At 62.1% G+C, this 18575-nt stretch carries 20 protein-coding genes; 6 read left to right on the forward strand and 14 right to left on the reverse strand.

The window, feature by feature from the left end:
- Nucleotides 1-28: 28 nt before the first annotated feature.
- Nucleotides 29-415: a hypothetical protein gene (locus ACQUQ1_RS10020; RefSeq protein ID WP_435064151.1), complete on the forward strand. Its 387-nt coding sequence runs from the start codon at nt 29-31 to the stop codon at nt 413-415.
- 299 nt (nt 416-714) lie between these two features.
- Here ACQUQ1_RS10020 and ACQUQ1_RS10025 read toward each other — a convergent pair whose 3' ends face one another.
- Genes ACQUQ1_RS10025 through ACQUQ1_RS10045 form a run of 5 tightly spaced genes read right to left on the reverse strand, consistent with a single transcriptional unit; the run spans nt 715 to nt 3991 of the window.
- Nucleotides 715-1413, reverse strand: a complete 699-nt coding sequence (locus ACQUQ1_RS10025; RefSeq protein WP_435064152.1) for a DUF2270 domain-containing protein — start codon at nt 1411-1413, stop codon at nt 715-717.
- Nucleotides 1410-1826, reverse strand: coding sequence for a helix-turn-helix domain-containing protein (locus ACQUQ1_RS10030; protein WP_435064153.1), 417 nt, complete (start codon nt 1824-1826; stop codon nt 1410-1412). The genes ACQUQ1_RS10025 and ACQUQ1_RS10030 overlap by 4 nt, the downstream gene beginning before the upstream one ends.
- Before the next feature lie 58 nt (nt 1827-1884).
- A complete protein-coding gene (locus ACQUQ1_RS10035; RefSeq protein WP_435064154.1) occupies nt 1885-2358 on the reverse strand; it encodes a DUF6691 family protein in 474 nt (157 codons plus the stop codon).
- Complete coding sequence (locus tag ACQUQ1_RS10040) at nt 2355-2819, reverse strand: YeeE/YedE family protein (protein WP_435064155.1); 465 nt, start codon at nt 2817-2819, stop codon at nt 2355-2357. The genes ACQUQ1_RS10035 and ACQUQ1_RS10040 overlap by 4 nt, the downstream gene beginning before the upstream one ends.
- Nucleotides 2819-3991, reverse strand: coding sequence for an MBL fold metallo-hydrolase (locus ACQUQ1_RS10045; RefSeq protein ID WP_435064156.1), 1173 nt, complete (start codon nt 3989-3991; stop codon nt 2819-2821). The genes ACQUQ1_RS10040 and ACQUQ1_RS10045 overlap by 1 nt, the downstream gene beginning before the upstream one ends.
- Nucleotides 3992-4214: 223 nt before the next feature.
- Between ACQUQ1_RS10045 and ACQUQ1_RS10050 the strand changes: the two genes are divergently transcribed.
- Together ACQUQ1_RS10050 and ACQUQ1_RS10055 are read left to right on the forward strand one after the other, a co-directional pair.
- A complete protein-coding gene (locus tag ACQUQ1_RS10050) occupies nt 4215-4466 on the forward strand; it encodes a sulfurtransferase TusA family protein (RefSeq protein ID WP_435064157.1) in 252 nt (83 codons plus the stop codon).
- The gene (locus ACQUQ1_RS10055; RefSeq protein ID WP_435064158.1) at nt 4463-5053 is read left to right on the forward strand and encodes a DsrE/DsrF/DrsH-like family protein; all 591 of its coding nucleotides are present in this window, start codon (nt 4463-4465) and stop codon (nt 5051-5053) included. Before ACQUQ1_RS10050 ends, ACQUQ1_RS10055 begins: the two co-directional genes overlap by 4 nt.
- Before the next feature lie 627 nt (nt 5054-5680).
- Here ACQUQ1_RS10055 and ACQUQ1_RS10060 read toward each other — a convergent pair.
- The 5 genes from ACQUQ1_RS10060 to ACQUQ1_RS10080 form a co-directional block, all read right to left on the reverse strand.
- Nucleotides 5681-6022: a PemK-like protein gene (locus tag ACQUQ1_RS10060; RefSeq protein WP_435064159.1), complete on the reverse strand. Its 342-nt coding sequence runs from the start codon at nt 6020-6022 to the stop codon at nt 5681-5683.
- Nucleotides 6019-6378: a MarR family transcriptional regulator gene (locus ACQUQ1_RS10065; RefSeq protein WP_435064160.1), complete on the reverse strand. Its 360-nt coding sequence runs from the start codon at nt 6376-6378 to the stop codon at nt 6019-6021. Before ACQUQ1_RS10065 ends, ACQUQ1_RS10060 begins: the two co-directional genes overlap by 4 nt.
- A 159-nt stretch (nt 6379-6537) precedes the next feature.
- Nucleotides 6538-7140 carry an HD domain-containing protein gene (locus ACQUQ1_RS10070; protein ID WP_435064161.1) on the reverse strand — a complete coding sequence of 201 codons (603 nt, stop codon included), beginning with the start codon at nt 7138-7140 and terminating at the stop codon, nt 6538-6540.
- A 38-nt stretch (nt 7141-7178) separates the two neighbouring features.
- On the reverse strand, nt 7179-7796 hold the full coding sequence (locus ACQUQ1_RS10075) for an SIMPL domain-containing protein (protein WP_435064162.1): 618 nt from the start codon (nt 7794-7796) through the stop codon (nt 7179-7181).
- 77 nt (nt 7797-7873) lie between these two features.
- The gene (locus tag ACQUQ1_RS10080; protein WP_435064163.1) at nt 7874-8788 is read right to left on the reverse strand and encodes a metallophosphoesterase family protein; all 915 of its coding nucleotides are present in this window, start codon (nt 8786-8788) and stop codon (nt 7874-7876) included.
- Between the two features lie 207 nt (nt 8789-8995).
- On the opposite strand from ACQUQ1_RS10080, the gene ACQUQ1_RS10085 reads away from it, so the two are divergent.
- Nucleotides 8996-14389: a carboxypeptidase regulatory-like domain-containing protein gene (locus ACQUQ1_RS10085; RefSeq protein ID WP_435064164.1), complete on the forward strand. Its 5394-nt coding sequence runs from the start codon at nt 8996-8998 to the stop codon at nt 14387-14389.
- Nucleotides 14390-14423: 34 nt separating this feature from the next.
- Here the strand turns inward: ACQUQ1_RS10085 and ACQUQ1_RS10090 are convergent, their stop codons facing one another.
- Both ACQUQ1_RS10090 and ACQUQ1_RS10095 read right to left on the reverse strand, forming a co-directional pair.
- Nucleotides 14424-15095, reverse strand: coding sequence for a hypothetical protein (locus ACQUQ1_RS10090; protein WP_435064165.1), 672 nt, complete (start codon nt 15093-15095; stop codon nt 14424-14426).
- A 54-nt stretch (nt 15096-15149) separates the two neighbouring features.
- The gene (locus ACQUQ1_RS10095; RefSeq protein WP_435064166.1) at nt 15150-15434 is read right to left on the reverse strand and encodes a hypothetical protein; all 285 of its coding nucleotides are present in this window, start codon (nt 15432-15434) and stop codon (nt 15150-15152) included.
- A gap of 105 nt (nt 15435-15539) precedes the next feature.
- On the opposite strand from ACQUQ1_RS10095, the gene ACQUQ1_RS10100 reads away from it, so the two are divergent.
- Nucleotides 15540-15857 carry an RPA12/RPB9/RPC11 RNA polymerase family protein gene (locus tag ACQUQ1_RS10100; RefSeq protein ID WP_435064167.1) on the forward strand — a complete coding sequence of 106 codons (318 nt, stop codon included), beginning with the start codon at nt 15540-15542 and terminating at the stop codon, nt 15855-15857.
- A gap of 202 nt (nt 15858-16059) precedes the next feature.
- Here ACQUQ1_RS10100 and ACQUQ1_RS10105 read toward each other — a convergent pair whose 3' ends face one another.
- On the reverse strand, nt 16060-17406 hold the full coding sequence (locus ACQUQ1_RS10105) for a hypothetical protein (RefSeq protein ID WP_435064168.1): 1347 nt from the start codon (nt 17404-17406) through the stop codon (nt 16060-16062).
- Between the two features lie 265 nt (nt 17407-17671).
- On the opposite strand from ACQUQ1_RS10105, the gene ACQUQ1_RS10110 reads away from it, so the two are divergent.
- Nucleotides 17672-17896 carry an antitoxin VapB family protein gene (locus ACQUQ1_RS10110; protein WP_435064169.1) on the forward strand — a complete coding sequence of 75 codons (225 nt, stop codon included), beginning with the start codon at nt 17672-17674 and terminating at the stop codon, nt 17894-17896.
- Nucleotides 17897-18383: 487 nt separating this feature from the next.
- Here ACQUQ1_RS10110 and ACQUQ1_RS10115 read toward each other — a convergent pair whose 3' ends face one another.
- Nucleotides 18384-18569 carry a hypothetical protein gene (locus ACQUQ1_RS10115; RefSeq protein ID WP_435064170.1) on the reverse strand — a complete coding sequence of 62 codons (186 nt, stop codon included), beginning with the start codon at nt 18567-18569 and terminating at the stop codon, nt 18384-18386.
- Nucleotides 18570-18575: the final 6 nt, after the last annotated feature.

Genomic DNA, 18575 nt, shown 5'->3' on the forward strand with positions numbered 1-18575 from the left:
TATGCTAATTCGTGAGCGACACAGCGATATGGCAACGAGGATGGTGTCCCGCCTCGAGGAGTTCTTCGAGCAACGGACGGACGGAAATCTCCGCAGCATCGTCAAGTACGAGTCGGATTCCTTCGACATCGTCTATCTCCGCGATGACGTGGCAGAGCACTATTCCGACTCGGAGATCGAAGCCGCGATCGACGAGTCCCGGATGGAATCGCTGTCCGCTCCGATCTACGAGGACACGTACGCGGGGGACCACGGGGAACTCACCTGTCTGGTTCAGTGCTTCGAGAACGTGGTCGAGATGAACTTCGTTCTCGAGGACGGCGTCGGAGCTGCAGTCGCGCTCGATATCGAGGCGATGACCGAGGCTCACGGGCTCGTCGCCGACGCGAGAAAACTCGTCGTCGAAGAGCGATAACGACGGAACAGAGCCATCCTCACCCTCCCCTCTGACGTGGCTTCTGTCGGACTCCCTTAGTACAATCAGATCGTGTCTCACGTACCGCCTGTTGTTCGTCGAGGATACTGAGAAGCTTATCCACGGTCCGGTTTGTGCGACCGAGAATAGGGTATTTTGAGATACCTAATTTTGAACGACCTCCTTCGGAGCTTCCGGTGAGGGGGTCAGCACGCGTTTCACAACTACCTGTCTCGGTCTCTTGTGCCTACCAAACAGAATCCCGATTCTGTCTCACGTCACGCACGGCGGATGGGTCGTCACTCGTGGGGGTTTCTGAGGTCCTCTGTCCGAAGTTCATCGTGGGCCCGCCACCTCCGGGGCTTCACAGCGATGAACACCGTCCCGGCGAACGCCAAGGCGACCGCCCCGGTGACGACGGCTCCGGGAATCATCCCCACCCCTGCGCTCGCCGGCCACTCGGCCGGGCCGAAGGCCGTCACCCGCAGCACCCACGCACCGTTGAGGATGGCAAGCAACGGGAGATACACCCGTCGCAGCCGGTGGGCGATCGCCTCCTCCGCGGAGATCTTCAACGCGGGCTGATGGTAGTCGGCGGCGAGCCGGCGGCGCCAGTCATCGGCCGGCTCCCGGGTCGGATCGAGGCCAACGGCGAAGACGTTCCGCTGGAGCGTCCGCACCCGCGAGCGCCACATGTCGTATGCGCGGTACCGGCGGGCCTCGATGACGAGGAAGAGCCCGACGGCGAGGTTGCCGATGAGCAGGACGTAGTGCGGATTCGACTCGTTCGTGAACGCCCACGTCAGGATGGCCGCGAGCAGGAGCACCGCCCAGTTCGTGGTCCGGTCCAGCCGTTCGCGCCACAGTTTCATCCGGTGGACCTCACCCCGATAGAGGTGTGCCATCGCACCCGACGGACCCATCTCCTCGTCGAGGAGCCCGCGACCGACGCTCGCATCACCAGCCAGCTCGTCAGCGTCGGTGGGTTGCCGGCTCATTCGTGGTCAGGTGGCGCCGCTGGGTCACCGTCGGTTTCTACCTCGTCGTACTTCTCGCGGAACTCGGCGATGAGTTGCCCCATCATCGCGTACCAGTCGTTGAGCAGCCGCTGCATGTCGTCGGCGATCTCGTCCGGGTCGGCCGGCGAGAACACGTGGTAGTAGCTTCCCGACTCGAAGCTTCGCTGGTCTTTCTCGACGATTCCGGCCTCCTGTAGCCGCTTGAGCGACCGATACGCGGTGGTACGTTCGCGGTCGATCTCATCGGCGAGTTCGTCCACCGTCAGCGGCTCGTCGGCGTCGACGAGGAGCCGGAACACCCGGCGGTCCAGATCGTTCAGGCCGTGGAAACAGTCCAGCAGCGACTCACACTCGAGATCCCGCCCCAGCATCTCGGCCATCGAGTCAACCATTACCTGTCACCTCCGGGAGCGGCGCCAAAGACGTTTGTGCGCCCCGACTGCGTCGGCATCACGTCCCCACCTCGGCGGTCGTGCTGGACTCCGCCAGGACAGTCCTGAGCCAGCCCTGGAGGTACGCGCCGGCGAACATTCCCCCGATCGCCCACAGGATCGGCAGGTTGCCGACGCCCAGGCTGGCGTATGCAGCACCGGGACAGATACCGGACAGCCCCCAGCCCACGCCGAACACCGCGCCGCCGGCGAGGACGTTCTTGTCGAACGTCTTCAACCGTCGGCCGTATTTGCGCCCGGTCAGCGGTGCCCGGCGACCGGACCGAACGGCGAGGGAGATCGTCACGGCGGTCACGGTCGCGGCACCGCCCATAACCAGCAGCAGGCCGAAGTCCTCGAACTGGAGGAACTCGAGGACGACCTCCGGCCGGGCCATCCGCCCGACTGCGAGGCCAACGCCGAACACGAGGCCGCCGACGAAGACGACCGGCAGGAACAGCGGATGCTGTTCGTGCTCCGGCCCGCTGCTCACGGCACCACCCCCAGGGCTGCGACGAGTTGGGCGGTCCCGATGGCGATCGCCAGGAACGTGACGACACCGATGATCGAGGTCCGGGAGCCGGATCCCACGCCACAGACGCCGTGGCCCGAGGTACATCCCTTCCCGATCCGGGTGCCGACGCCGACGAGGAGGCCGCCGAGGGCGAGCCGCCACGGCTGGACGTCGGTCGTCCACGGCCCGTCACCGAGCGTGAACGCGTACGCCGCGGCGCCGACGACGATGCCGACGGAGAAGACGACGCGCCAGTCGCGGGACGCCCGATAGCGGCCGAACCGCGACCGGTCGGACACGTACGACAGCGTGGACTCGAGGAACGTGCTCGCGCCGGCCGGGATCGCCGTCGCGAGATAGATGACGGCGGTGCCGAGCCCGATGAGGACCCCGCCCAGCAGGTACGGCAGCCAGCCGTTCGGGAACAGCGCGTCGAGCATCACTCCCCCGCCGCGCAGTTGTTCGGCCCCAGTTCCATCGTGAACGCCTCGTCCTCGTCCGCGCTCGCACGCCCGAGATTCGTCGCGATGATGTCCTCGTAATTGGCCGGGCGCGGCGGCATGTCCTCGAGGACGCGCTCGACGAACGTCTCTCGGTCGAGCCCGAGCAGGTCCAACTCGCCGTGAAGGGCTTCCAGCGACGCGAGGTACGCGCCGTCCGGGCGGGAGGCGGTCGTCTCGCCGAAGTGCGCCGGCGCGACGAGGGTATCGTCCGGCAGAGTCAGCAAACGCTCGTGGAGCGTCTCGTACAACTGCTCGGCAGCCGCCCGAGCGCCTGCATCGCCCTCCTCGAGATCGGGACGGGCCACGCTGTCGATGAAGAGCGTATCGCCGGTCAGCGCGAGTTCGTCGTCGACCCGGTACGCCGTCATCCCGGAGGTATGGCCCGGCGTCGCGCGAACGGACAGCGTCGCCCCGCCGACGGCGATCGTCTCGCCGTCGCGAACAGTCGTCACGGCCTCGGTGTAATTCACGCCGCGGTCGGCAGCCGCCGCCGGTAGTACGGCAGTCGCGCCTGTCGCGCCGGCCAGCTCGCGCAGCCCGCTCACGTGGTCGGCGTGGATGTGGGTGTCGAGGACGTATTCGATGTCGGCACCGAGGTCGGCGGCGTCTGTCTCGTACCGGTCGAGGAAGGCACGAAGCGGGTCGACGACCGCAGCGGTGCCGTCGCTCACGATCATGTACGCCAGACAGCCGGAGGACGGTCGACGGTACTGTCGGACGAGCGTGCCGGTCGGTAGCTCGACGTCCGTGTGTTCGTACAGTCGAGCCCATCCGCGCATCCCGTCCGCAAGGTGTGAGGTATCGTAGCCGGCATCGGCGAGCAGTCCGGCGACGAACTCGCTGGACCGGCCCTTCGCACACGTCACCACGACGGGCTCGTCGGCCGGAACGTCGGCGACCAACTCGTCGTCGACGCCGTCGAGGAACTCGAAGTACGGCACGTTCACCGTCGTGACGCTGTCGCCACCGATGTGCCACGCCTCGAACTCGCTCCGTGCGCGGGTATCGAGGAGGGTGACGTGGTCGCCAGCGTCGATGCGCTGTTTGAGTGATTCGGCGCTCGTCGGCTCGACGTCCGCCTCGGTTTCGGGGAACTCCGGGGTACTCATACCTCCCGCTTACTGACCGGCGTCTAAAAGTGTTGTGTTTATTCTGCAATCTATCTGCACCACTGGATCCCAGCCTTGCCTAGCAAGAAATACGAAGGATAGCGAGAAAGCTATCTATAGTCCCGAAGTAGTGGCTATAGGCGATTTTCTTCTCAGTAAGCAATCACGAACGTCTCGAAATACTCTTGTACTATCGGTCCAAGATTGCAGGTAGAGCGCAATAATGACTTCCGACACACCGACAGAAACGCTGGACGTCACTGGAGAATCGTGCCCGATGCCGGTCGTGAAGACCAAGCAGGCCGTCGACAACCTCGCCGTCGGAGCGCTGCTCGAAGTCCGTGCGACGGACGCGGGGAGTGTCAGCGACATCGACGGGTGGGCGGCCGGAACGCCGGGCGTCGAACTGGTCGAGCAGTCCGAGCACACGAAGGACGATGAGACGGTCTACGTTCACCGGGTGCGAGTTGAATGAGCACAGACACCGAGGCGGACGTAGCCGAGGAGTCACCCGACGATGCTGCGGAGCGCGTTGCAGAGCTGGAGGCACGTATCGAGCAACTGGAAGCTGAATCGGGCAATGCTGCAGTCGCTGAGAGGGACCAGAAGTCGATGGTTATCATCGCGACCCAGGGGACCCTCGATATGGCGTATCCGCCGCTGATCCTCGCGTCGACCGCGGCAGCCTTCGACTGGGACGTCACCGTCTTTCACACCTTCTGGGGGCTCGATATCCTCCACGAGCAACGGTCGTCGGACCTGAAACTGTCAGCGGTCGGGAACCCGAACATGCCGGTTCCGAACGCCGTCGGGGCGCTGCCGGGGATGGACCGGCTGGCGACGACGATGATGGAGCGCCGTATCGCCGACAACGACGTCGCGACCATCGGTGAGTTGCTCGAGACGTCGCTGGAGATGGGTGTTGACCTCCAGGCCTGTCAGATGACGATGGACCTGATGGACTACGACGACGATGCGTTCCACGACGGCGTCACCGTCGGCGTCGGGGCAGCGACGGCCCTCTCACAGATGGCCGAGGCCGATGTTCAGTTGCTAGTCTAGGGCCTCCACGGCTGGGGGATCCGGACCGTCGGTGCTTCCTGATACTCCGTTCACATTTATTCCCATATTAACAAAATATCCGTAGCGCGTACGTCCACGCGTCCGTGGCGGCCTCCAACCCCTGAATCGGTAGCCTCCATCCAGACGGTTTGCATTCCCCCCTGAACCGTCCAACCCGCCGCGGACGGTTTTTCGACGTCCCGTTCGATGGCCGACCCACAATTTGCAGCAACAGGGTGAATTTTGTATTCTCCTGGGAGTGGTCCGGAGTGCCGCGGGGCTCTGTGTCATCGTGGGACCGATACACTTCACCTCCCGCGGCACCCTACTCCAGCGTTCAAAAGGACCTCGGAGTCTACTCGAAGTTCCTCGAAGAGTTGCCTGGCGACTCGAGAGTCACAGTTCAATGTCTGGTGCGCCTCGTCACTGGCTTCGGATATATTCCATCACCCACTGGTGCCGCGGATGCACCAGATCCCACTCCCAAACTCGGCGTTCTTCAGGTAGTCACTCTACTTCACATACCCGTCTCGACGGACTCAACGTCGGAGATCGGTCGACGCCGTCGGCGCCGAACGCGCCCTCCACGAGGACCCGCCGGATGTGGTCCCAGTAGACATCGGGAATTCAGGGGGATATGTGGCCGATCGTTTGCATTGCCACGTCTTCAGTGCGTTCGTCGACGAGCGACGTCATGTGAAATTCAACGTCTGCAGAGTTGTTGAGCGTCGCGAGCGACCACGGGAGGACGTGACTCCGTTTCCCGAGTGGCTCGCCTTCGTAGTCTGCATCTCGGAGCGTGAGCGACTCCTCGTGATAGGTCTTCGAAGAGATCAAGACGGTGATGAGCTGGACACCGTGGGCCGGAAACCGTGGGGCTCCCAGGATGAGCATGGGGCGACCTTTTTCGGAAAGCGGATCAGTCCCCCAGACGATGTCGCCGCGTTCTAAGTCATCGAACGCGGTCACTGCACCCGATCCATATCGTCAGTCTGGAGCTCCTCGAGTCGCTCTTCACCGTACTCCTCATCTGCGGCCTCCTGGTGCTGGTGCAGCCGGTAGGCGGCCTCCAGCCTCTCTGTGTCGTCCGTGATCGCCCAGTACGGCCGCTTGTGGCGGACGAGCCCGCGTTCTTTGAGCCGTGAGAGAATCGCACTAACGACGTCAGTATCGAGTCCGAGCTCCGAAGCGATCGTCGCCGCCTTCCACGCACGGTCATCGTTCTCATCGAGGAACAGCACGATCCGTTCTGTGTCGGTCCGCTCCGCGAACTCGTCGGGATCTGCGTTCTCGAACTCGTCGATATCGATCGTGCCGCTCGACATGCCCGTGTGTTGGTCTTGTTTGGAAATAGCTGTTTGGATTGTTAGGATGTTGGGTCGGGGCACCACAGAGAGTGTCGCTCCGCTTCGGAGCCTCCCTCTCGCGGTCGAATACGTCCTCACGGTGAGCCTTAGTGGCGCCGCCGCAGCGCTCACCGGAAGTCACTCATCGAGGCCACCGTCCCGGGACTCGCGATACGATCGAATCTCCTCTTGAAGCCTGTGCTGCTCGTTTGCGATTTCGTCCTCGTCGAGTTCGGCTTTCGCAGTCCGCACTGCATCGATACAATCGTTCAACGCTGCTTCGTCGATCGGTCGCTGCGGAACCCGGCCGCGTCTGTCCGCGATCACCAGATCGCGCATCCGCTCGGCAGTGACCCCTGCCTCGTCGAGCGTCGTGACGAGACGGATCGCTTTCGAGGCTCGCATTTCGGGGAGTTTTTTGAACCGCATATGCTGCTCTGCGGCCAGCGTTGCGATCTGTCTCGCTTCCGCAGACAAGAGCGGATCAGGCAGTGCAGCGATGACCTCTGCTCCTCGCTCATCGTGACCGTAGTGGTTCGGGAGATCATCGGTGGGAGTCGCGATCTTCCCGATGTCGTGGGTGACGGCCATCAGTGTTGCAACCGGGTCGTCGGGGTTGAGGTGTGCCATCTCCTCAGCGACGAGCAGGGTGTGTTGAAGAACGGACCCCTCCGCGTGATACTCCTCGGGGCCGGCTGGCACGTCGGCCATCTCGCAGAGTAGGTCGAGAACTGAATCCATACTAGCATCTACCTCGGGGCCGCTCCAAATCGGGGCGCTCACTCACGTGCCTGAAGTTCGTAGACGGTGTCGACATTGACTGACAGTTCGACCGGGCCTGTACTGAGGTCGGCACCGCTACTCGCGGCTAACGCGTCATCGACGATACTGTCGAACGTGCCGGTTGTCGACGCGTCGAACGACTGCACGTCACCCAGCGTTGCTCCGTGCGCGGACGCGATCGCAGTCGCCCGCCGTCGCGCATGCTCGACAGCAGCTTCCAGGAGCTGCGAGTCGATCTCCGCGCGCCGATCCTCATCGATTCCAAGCTCCACCGACTGAATTACCCCGCCGGCGTCGACGACGACACTCCCGAGCCGATCGAGCTCCACCGGTGTACAGCGAAATTGCAGTTCGACGGTGGCTTCGACGTCGTCTGCTGGTTCCTCGAGGAACTCGGTGGCCTCAGACACGGTGAACTCCGTCGTCGTGATCGACTCGCGCGAGATACCGTGCGACGCCAGGGCATCGACGACACCGGCTCGTCGCTCGCTCGCCCGGTCGTGGACCTCGCTGGCAGTCTGCCCGCCGGCACTCACGCTCACGGTCAGCGTGGCGTAATCGGGATCGAGTTCCTCGGATGCGACGCCCGTCACCGCGACCGTCTGGTCCGACATGTATTCGATGGTATTCGAGAATTGTCTTGAAGATTGGTAACAGATGCCGGTTGAGCGATCCGTCGATGTAGCAGCGTTCATCCCTCCCCCGGCAACCAGTCCGGGTCGTGGAACGAGAAGCTGAATCCCTCAGCGCCGACCTCGACGGTGGTGATCCCACGGAAGCCGCCATCGAGAACGTGTGTCGATGAGGAATCGTATCGAGCATACCCCCGGACGTGACTGTGCCCGGCCACGGCGACAGTCGGGGCGGCCTGTCGGATGGCTGCCGCCAGTGCCAGCCACCCATCGTGGAGGCCGTCCTCGTGACGGTCCTCCTGGGAGTGGTGGACGTCCAGGTCGGTCCCGAACGGCGGGACGTGCGACAGCAGGATGGTCGGTCCGTCACAGCTGAGCCGGTCGATGAGGGACTGAGCCGTCGCTGCGACGTCCTCGATCGCATCGATGGCCGTTGGCGGAAGGCCAACCTCCTCGTACATGTCTCGAGACGACTGCGTTCCTGCGACGACGTCGTCGAGCAGACGCAGGATCTGATCGACTGCACGCGCTTCCCGGTAGTCATCAACGCGACCGTACTCGTCACGAAACGCGAACGCCAACGCCTGCTCGTATGGGATCTCTCTGCCCGCATCGAACTGGGTACACCCGATGCCGACGACTGCGACATCCGCGAACGGAGTTGCTGGCCCGGGGAACGAATCGGCTGTCAGCGTCCGCTCGTGGGCGAGCTGGACGCTTTCGTACTCCGCTATGAGCGTCCGCGTCGCGTCGAGCGGATCGTGATTCCCTGGGACGATGGCTGTGGGGACCGGACTCTCGTCCAGGCGGCGAAGGAACTCCCGACCGTGGTCGATACTCTCGGGATCGGCACGGTCGAGCAAATCGCCGGCGATGAGGACTGCATCGGTCTCTGCCGGCAGGGTTACGTCGTCCGCGATGCCGGTGTAGGCCGGCTTGAGATGGAGATCAGTGAGAACAGTGAACGTCGGCATACACACGGTGCTCGGGTGTGTTCACAAGAGTGTTTCATCGGTGTGGGAGTTGAGCACACGATGCTCCGGACACGGGCCGACCCTGCCACTCTATTTTCGAATTTTTTACCGACCCTCGCCGGAAGCAACAGACACCGTCCTTCGGGACAGCAAGAACCGGTCGAGCCCAACATTTATCGATTTATCATCAATTGGTTACCAATATCAATGGCCGCACTGTTCTCGTCCCGACGAGTGACTCGCGTGGGGGCTGTGATCTGTGCTGTATTGATGGTCACGAGTGTGAGCGTCCCGTTCGTCTCGCTAGCAGACGCGGCCAACGAGAACCCGGATCCGTCGATCGAGCGTGTCGATGTTCCCGACGCTGTCACGGTCGGGGAGTCGTTCCAGGTGACCGTCGAAGGCCGCAATAACGGCGGTCGTGGCGGGCACTACTCGACGATCTCGATCTCCTCTCCGACGTTGGACAGCTCCTCTGATGGTGACCAACTCTCCGTCGTGGATGGGTCGGATCATGCCTACGCCACCGTCGCGACAGCCGGCGATACGATCTACACGAAGGCAGGGAATCAGAAGGTCGCCGAATACGCCCTTGCCGAGGCCGGGGCAGACGGCTCGACGTACTGGGGCGCGGGCGAGTCACGCGACTTGACTGTCGAATTTACGCCGGAGCAGACCGGCACGTTCGTCATCTACGTCCGAGTGACGATGCCGGACGACGACGACCAGGAGGAGAAATTCAACGCCCCCGGTAGTTCGGCGACCGAGGACCAGCAAAACTACGAGGTCCGTCGGTACGAAGTGGAGGTCCGTGAGGAGACGAATGTCGACGCGCAGATTGAGTCGTTCCAGGTCGATACTGGGACGTACACGGCCGGCGATACTGTCACTGCAGAAACTGAAGTGACGAACATCGGGAACAGAGAACACACGTTCTACGTCGGTTACAGCTTCATCGGGCCCAACGGCGAAGCATACTCCAACGACGGGTCGACACACGAGCCAGTAACACTGCAGCCGGGGGAAACTGACACCGTCCAACTCGAATGGACTGTTCCGGAGGGTGCACCGACGGGTGAGTACGAGGCAATCACCTCCGTCTGGAAGCGAGAATCCGATGGAAAACTGTACGACCGATACGACTCCGCCTCCGAACAGGGGGTGGAAGTCGTCTCCGGAACGCCAGAGGCATCGATCACCGGGTTCGATCCTCCGTCTGGTGAGTACACCCCCGGCGACCGCGTCACCGCGTCGGTGACCGTCGAGAACACCGGGAACGTCGAGTCATCGTTCTGGGTCGACGGCAGCGCGTATACCCCTGATGGTACGTGGGCGCTTGGCATCGGCGAGACTATTCAACTCGGTCCAAACGAAGATCGAACGATCCAGGTCTCCTGGACCATCCCTGAGGACGCTCAGGCGGGATCGTACGGATTCGGGGCCGCGGTGTATGCATCCGATGCGAAGGAGTCTGTCCTCGATACCATCGGACGCAACGACCAGTTCGAGGTGGTGGCGCCGGAACCCACAGCTGAATTCGGAACGACTGAATTCGCTAGCGGGACATATCGACCAGGAGACCCCGTCACGTCAACGGTCGTTATTCGCAACACGGGCGAGGTCGATCACGAGTTCATCGTCGGGTACTCGGCCATCGGCCCCGAAAACGACGAGTACACGAACGACGACTCGACACATGAACGGATCTTCGTTCCCGCCGGTGAGGAACGTGAGATCACGCTTCGCTGGGATGTCCCCACTGGGGCACCGGCCGGCTCGTACGACCTCGTCGCCAGCATTTGGAAATCGGAGACGGCTGACGGGCTGGAAGGCCGCGTGGACCGAGCGAGCAGATCCGATGCGATCGAGGTCACCACCGACGCACAGGGTCGGATCGGATCTGTCGAGTACCCAAGCGGGACGGTGGAACCGGGAGACGTTGTCGAAACGAACGTCTACGTCGAGAATACCGGGACCTCCGAGTCGACGTTCTACGTCGGGTATGCTGCTGTCGGACCGGATGGAGACGTCTATGATAACGACGCTTCGACACACGAGGAGGTCACGGTCGACGGCAACGATGGCCGCTGGGTGACCGTCACGTGGACGGTTCCCGCCGATGCCCCGGCCGGCGAGTACGATCTTCACACGGGGCTGTGGCAGTCACAGCAAGGTGACGATCTCGTGGGAAAACTTGACCGTGACACCTCCACCGATGCGATTGCCATCCAGAGTACCAGCCTCTCTGTAGTCGACGTCACCGTCTCGCCAGAGAACCCTCAGCCAGACAGCGAGGTCACGGTTGCAGTGACACTCACCAACGACGGAGAGACCGATGTCAGTGGTAATCCAGTCAAGTTCGAACTTGGCGATCGGTCGACGACCCGGTCGACAGATATCCCGGCGGGTGAGACAACAACGGTCGAAGCAACGCTGGATACCGGTGATGTCGACAGCGAGACGCTGACGGTCACCGTGGACCGTCCGTCCGATGAGCCACTCACAATAACCCGAGAGCTCACCTATACCGCTGAATCCGCGGTGGTACGCGGGACAGTTCACACGCCCGATGGTGACCCGATCAGTGATGCACGCATCACCATCGGCGACACGGAGACACGGACGGACGTCGATGGCACGTTCGAAGTGACTGACCTGCAACCCGGAGAGTATACGCTGACAGTCGAAACCGGTAGGGAGAAACGCACGCGAGAACTCGAGATAACGGCCGGGGAAGAACGCGATATCGAACTTACGGTCGGCACCGCCGCAGCGATCGAACGGATTCAGGCGCCTGAATCTATCCCGGCAGGCGAGACAGTCTCCATTCAGGTCGTGGTTCGTAATCTGGGCACGACGAGTGAGACATTCACCGTCGGGATTTCCGACATGGCTGGTGTGGAGCTTCCAAACGGTGCGTCCGAACGGACCATTTCCGGAGACAGTACGCGGACTGTGAAACTCGATGTCCGCCTCACTGATGCGTTTAGTGGCGAGCCGCTCCAACTGGTCGTCACCGATGACACTGGAGATGTTGTCGCCGAGGGAACGCATTCGATCGCCCGTCGGCAGACTGGCCTCGTGTTGACTATCGAGTCGGAGGATGGAACCCGCCTGTCCGATACTCGGGTGCGTATCGGTGACTCGACGTACCGAACGAACGTTTCGGGGATGGTTACGATCACCGAACTCGATGCGGGCGAGTACTCGGCGGCGATCGGTCCCGACGCGGACCCGTACGCGACTGTCGATGTCACCATCCCGGCGGAGCGGACCGCTAGCCGGACGATTACGGTCACTCAGGGACGGACACTCGAGGTTACGCTCGTAGACGGGGATACACCGATCGCTGATGCCTCAGTCGAGTTGTTCGGCACCGACCGGGAGCTCACGGCCCGAAGCGATAGTGACGGGACCGTCCAGTTCTCCGGGTTGGAGCCCGGCACGTACACCGTGTACGTGACCGGTGACAGCGTTCGAGACGATGTCCTGCGTGACGTCACTGTCCGTGAAGACCGTACCGTCGAAATCGAAGCCGAGGCGATGCCCGATGCAGAGCCGGTTGCGATCTCGGGACGGATCATCACCGAATCTGGTGACCCCGCCAGCGACGTGACGGTCGATATTCAGGGTCGGACCGGGGGTGACACCCTCACGACGAATTCGGATGGGACGTTCGAGTCCGAAGCCATCTTCCAACCTGGCGTCAGACTGTCGGTCCGCGTCAAGGTGGATGGCGATCTCTACAAATGGCGTCATCTGACGCCTGACAGGGCAGGTGGGTCGTACACTATCACGATCCCGGATTCCGCGCTTGCAGGTCGGAAGGCTGACGATGCGGCCGATGAGATCACGGACGCGTCATCGCCCCAGGAGACCCTCAACATCTACGCTAGCTACGCATCCGCTTCTGTGAAACAAGCGGTATTCAGTGGTGTGACGCCGGACACGTACCGGTTCGACGAGCTGTATGGGGTCGATTCCGAGTCGGACTCGACTGTCGATTACACGTCGCCATGTGCGGATATGGCCGTCACCGCATCGACGTCCTGTCTGGCGTATTCGAACCAGGTCAAGCACGACCGGTCGATCAGCCACTACGGGGCGATGCTCGGTGTCGCGAAGGGCCTGACCGACAGCATCGACGCCATCAAAAACCTTCCACAGGCGTTAATCGCCTTCGCGGAGGCGATCACGAATCCGATCGAGACTATCGCCGGCGTCATCGAGGCAGCGATCTGGCTCGGAACCCATCCGGAAGCGCTCGACGACATCGTCGATCAACTACCGCAGTCAGTCATCAACGCCCAACAAGCGGACAACCCGTTCCCGGAGGGCACAGAAGATCACAGACAGTTCGCGGATGCCTGGTACACAGGGTACGTCGTCTACTTTGCGACGGAGTTAGTCGCAACCGGCGCCGCCGGAAAGGCTGCCAAAGGTACGAAAGCAGCCTCCAGGTTCGGAGATAACCTCGGAACGGCGAAAGCATACCTAAAGACTGTCGCGGGGCGCGACCGGTTGACCACCTATATCCGGAACCCGCGGCTCCTGGACAGTCCCAGGGAGATGGATAGCTACACGAAGGTGATCAAGGGGACCGGCTCGAAGGGGCAGACGTTCCGGTCGACGCTCTCGAAAGAGGAGCTCGCACTGTTCCTCAAATTGGAGGATACTGTCGGCATCCCACGCGGTCGGCTCGAACAGTTCGTAAGGCTGTCCGGACGAGACGGCGCCGAATTCGTCTCACAGGTGCTCTCACGCGGCGATAGTGAGATGTTGCGGTGGCTGTTCAAGATCGATGAGACGGACGGATCCATCGATTGGGACGAGTGGCGCCGCAGTGTGGCAAGCAAGTACGCCGTTTCCAAACCGAACAAGGAGAACATCGACCGCCCGCCAGTCGGCGCGTCCCACGACGAACTGAAAGAGTACGTCGGTGCGGTCTACCGAGTCTCCGAAAGCGACAAGATCCGAGGCCACGAGGAGTACGTGCGTCGCTTCAATGACGAAGAAGTCTCGCGCGACGGTCGTGAGGGATACACGGATACCATGTCCTCGATCACGAGCGAGGCCAAGACGGCCCTCGACTACGCCCGGCGTGATGACGTGGACGATATCATCACGGAACCCGAACTCCAGGGAACTGACAAAGATATCGACGTGTATGTGCGGTATGCCGACGGCAGTTCCGATTACATCGAAGCGAAGGAATGGACCGTGAGACTGGATAGCAGCCGGGGAGAAAATCTCGAGGACCACCTCTTCAGCTCCGGGAACGCCGTGAACAAGAAGTTCGACGCCGCGACCGATGTCGATGGAAATCGGGTTGCCGAACTAGTCATCAAAGGGGATCACTCCCGAGATGACGTGCAGGCAGTCATTGAAGAAGTGATCCGTGAGCGAGACGGCGATATCAACTTCGATGAAATACGGATTCGATACCGAGGTACCGACCGAGACGTCTGGACCGGAACGATCGATGGCGACACCGTCTCGTGGAGTCGTAGGAGCGACAGTTCATCGTCGCTGACGGCCCCATCGGAGAATGACCTCTCACAGCCGTCGCTTGGCGGTCCGACTTCGGTAGCCCCAGTGTGAGAAACCGGACGACTTCAGGTCTGTAGGGCGGAAATCACTCGCGTGGGGCGTCGGTGACCATCGCTGCGAAGAGTTGGCGTGTGACTGTTGGATAGTACTCTTCCGGATCTGATGTGACTACGTAGTAGACAACGTCTGCCTCCCGCCGGATGTACAGGACGTTATAATCGCCGCGGTCGTTTTGGAAGCGGGCGCGCGTCGAGTCATACCCCGAAAGGACTTCTCGGTCCTCGACCGTTCCCCCACTCGACTCGATTGAACTCAGAAGTGACTCCTGTGCCTGTTGGGCGGTCGATTCGTCGGTGTGCACGGTTACTGAACACAATACGATCTGTGGTTCGTCCGCTGCTGTCCCACTGCGCTGAAACGACCGTTCGTGAAGGAGTCGAATCCCGTTGTCGACAAGTTCCTGCCGCTGGTCACCGGATGCCGATGACAACGACCTGATCGTCTCGCCGACCACCTCGTACTCCGGGCCCACTTCCGCGACTGCGAGGATGACATCACTGACGGGAAAGTCGACTGCGGTGGTCGTGGGGGTTGAAGTTACGGTCGGCGTATCAGTTGACCGGTCGGTAGCGGAGGGCTGCGTACGGGATGCGGTCGTCTCATCGCCTAACTGAGGTCGCTCGGGCAGGAGTCCATTGCAGCCAGCCAACCCGGCGACACAGCCGACAAGCACACTCCGGCGATCCATCCCGACCATTAATACCGAATTCCTACACGTCCATCAACAAATAATTGCATAGTACCCACCAGATCAGGCTGGCGACGTGTCCTCGATTGCACGCTCCAGTCTGTCCAGAACTGCCGGGTCGTATTCCTCGTCGACGTACTCGCTGTTCCACGGGCCTGCCTGCGGAATGTCCGCTCGTGGGCTGTCTCTTCCCAACCAGTCATCGGTTCGGGGATCGATAGTCTCACTGGCGTAGTTGCTCACCAGCGCGATCGTGTTGCGCTCGATGTAGGCGCGGTCACTCTCCGGGCCTGGCTCGTCGTCGGCGGCGACCCACAGGAAAGGCAGGTCCCGAATGTACTCGCTCACGCGCTGTTCAAACTCGAGTTCCGGGATTCGCGGCGGTCGCCGCGTCGCTCGTCGACGGATCGAAAATTAATACAGTTATTCGACACCCGTGTATTCGTACATAATATGCAATTCTGTGACGAGTGTGGCTCGATGATGCACACGGAGGGCGACACATGGGTGTGTCGCTCCTGTAGGAACGAGGAGCCGCGGGACTCGCACGCGGAAGCGGCGATGACGACCCAGGATGGACAGCGGGACGACGGGGGTCCCGACGTGGCCGACGCGACCCAGGGCTCCACCGAGACGATGCAGGAATCCTGTCCGGCGGACGACTGCGACAGCGACCGGGCCTACTACGAGATGATTCCGAAGCCGGGCGGCTCCTATGAGGTTCGCCTGTTCACCTGCGTCGAGTGCGGCCACAAGTGGCGCGAGTCCTGACGGCGCATTCCGCGAACCCCCCGCATAAGATGGACAGACCGCCACAGGAGACTCTCAACTCCCGGGGTATTCGGTCTCACGTGGAGCCACACATGGACTCGAAACCAACTCCCACACCGTTTTGAGGCTCTCACCGACCGTTGTTCACCAGAGCCAAAGCGTCTTGCTGCAAACTGCGTCCGGCTCAACACGGAGACAACAATCACATCGTCTGCTTCGTGATACGGTATGACCGCCCATCGTACTGGAATTGGGTCGCTTCAGTGTCGTAGCCAACAGTCCAGTCGGCCGTGCGATCGTCTGTGCGAAGGACGACTCGGTCGATGTCCAAACCAGTGAACGCGAGCGTGTTCCGGTAACCGCGATATCGGCGACGCATCACTTGTTCGGCGATGAGCTGCCGATCAGCGTCGGCTCCGGGTTCCAGCACGAGCGACACTCGCGAGCGGTGCTCGGAGTCGGGGGCGGTGCGCCAGCGCTTCGAGGTCGCCGTCACCGTCGCGCCGTCACGTGTCGTCGTGATATCCTCAGTCGGGACGACAGTCACCGGCGGCGCCTCAATCTCGACGAGTGCCGCGCTGGTGGCTGTCGCGTGGCCGTAGCCTGCGACGGCAGCGTACTGCCCGCCACCGAGGAACGGGTAGCTCTCTGCTTGACAGGGTGCCATCTCGCCGGCTGCCGCCCGTATCGGCCATGTCTTCACATCACCCGGCGCTACGAACCGACAGTCCGCCGTGTGGACGTAGGGTCCGAGGTGGAACCACGCACCATCCTGTAATTTGTAGACGTTCCAGTGCCCACAGCGTGTGGGCTCGCGGGACCGATTGATGAACGTGAACTCGATGCGCGCCGGCAGATCCGTCCGTTCGACACTCGGTCGGACGAACGTGGGAGTCTCGGCGTCGGCATCGTGGAACCAGGCCGTCTCGCCGTCGCCCGGTAGGTCGGGAACTGAGACCCCAGTGAATGTAGATGTGGAGTCCGGCCCGGGAGCGTCGGTCGGCCACACGGTGACACGAACCGGTCGCTCCCCGCCGCGGGAGAACTCGTAGACCCCAGGTGGCCGGCCTCGATCGATACCCTCTGCACGACCCACGAGTGCGTACGCTCCGTGGATGGTCTCTCCCGGCGCGAGGCGAACCCGCTCGGGAAGGTCCGGCGTCCTGTCTGCACTGAGTCGCCAGTACCCGGCCTCGTCACGCTCAATCTCGGGCGGGTCCTCGACGAGGTCGTGATTCGCCGTCGGGGCGAACACGAGTCCCGCACGGTAGGTGGCGTCACCAGTTCGCTCACCCATCGGATGCGGGATATCGCCGGCCAGTCGCCCGAACGGCGGTGTCCACTCTAAGCGGAACGTGTTCTCGAAGGGGTTCTCGTTGGTGAGTCGCGCCTCGATTGTCGCAGGCCCCTCGGATGTCGCCGTCGAGGTGAATCGCATCCGAATACTCGCTCCATCGTCGGTTCGATACCGGAGCGGTGCGAGTGCGTAGGTCCGATTAGCAGTCTCAAGGTCGATGAGACTCGCTGCACCCAGGTCCCACTCGTCCACCTGCTCGGGAGGGGTCGACGATGTCGTGGACGAAGGAGGCGATTCCGCGGTCGGTGACGTCGATGGTGCCGTCGTCGGCTCATCGGCTGCGGTGTTACACCCGGCTAATGCACCGATGCCGGCAGTGAGGCTGGCGAGGACCGTCCGGCGACGCATACTGATTCACGCTCATCCTACTGATAAACGTTTTCTGGAGAGTCAAACAGCCGTTTGTACAGCCACGAGTACCAAACCACTACGTAAGTACACAGCTACACGTACACGTATGGGAACGAAGAGTCTCACTATCACTGACGAAGCGTACGAGCGGCTAAAGGCAGACAAGCGGGAGGGGGAGAGCTTCACGGATACCATTCTCCGATTGACGGGGGAAAACCGCGACCCGATGAAGGGCTTCGGAGCGATGCAGGACGTGGATGGGTTTCGAGAGGCAGTCGAAGACACGAGCGATGCGTTAGACGCGGATCTCCGCTCGCGTGGCGAGCGATGATCGTCTTCGATACCAGCTTTCTGCTGGATTACCTCCACGACAGCCAGCTTGTGCAGATGTATTCCTAATAGGAAACCTATGCCCAAACGGAATGGATCGACGACTATCGCGTTCGAGTTTCCGTAGCCCGAGGACCGAGTGTTCCGGTATCAGGCGATGCGGGATGTTCTCTCGGTGCTAATCGGAGACCCCTCCGAAGAGTTCACACTCAGTGACCCACGACTGAAGTCGTGGGCTTCTTCCTTGCGTCTCGATGAACCTGCCACCCGATGACAGCCCGATCGGCACCGTCGCTGCAACACACACCGCCGCCGACCGCCGCGCTTCTCGACGCACCCCACGGTAGTCGATCCCCGAACGAGGGGTCGACGGGGGCGAACACACCGCGCGTGGAGTGGTGCTGGGGTGCGTGAGGCGGACGCCGTGACCGGTCACCCGCCGTGGCTGTCAGGGGGGCCGCCAGGTGGGGCTGTCACCACCCGACAGCTCACGTGAGGCGTTGCACCTCCGTGTCCGTCAGGTAGATGACGAGGCGGTTCTCCCCCGTCCCGCCCGTGTCGGCGGTCACCTTTCGTGGGGAGTCGGCGGCCAGTTCCTCGAGTTTCTCGAAGACACGCCGGATTGCCGTCGACGTGAGTGACTCCCCACGCGCCAAGCCAAGGCGTTCCTTCACGGCCGA

Source organism: Halobaculum sp. EA56 (assembly GCF_051195075.1).
Taxonomy (GTDB): Archaea; Halobacteriota; Halobacteria; order Halobacteriales; family Haloferacaceae; genus Halobaculum.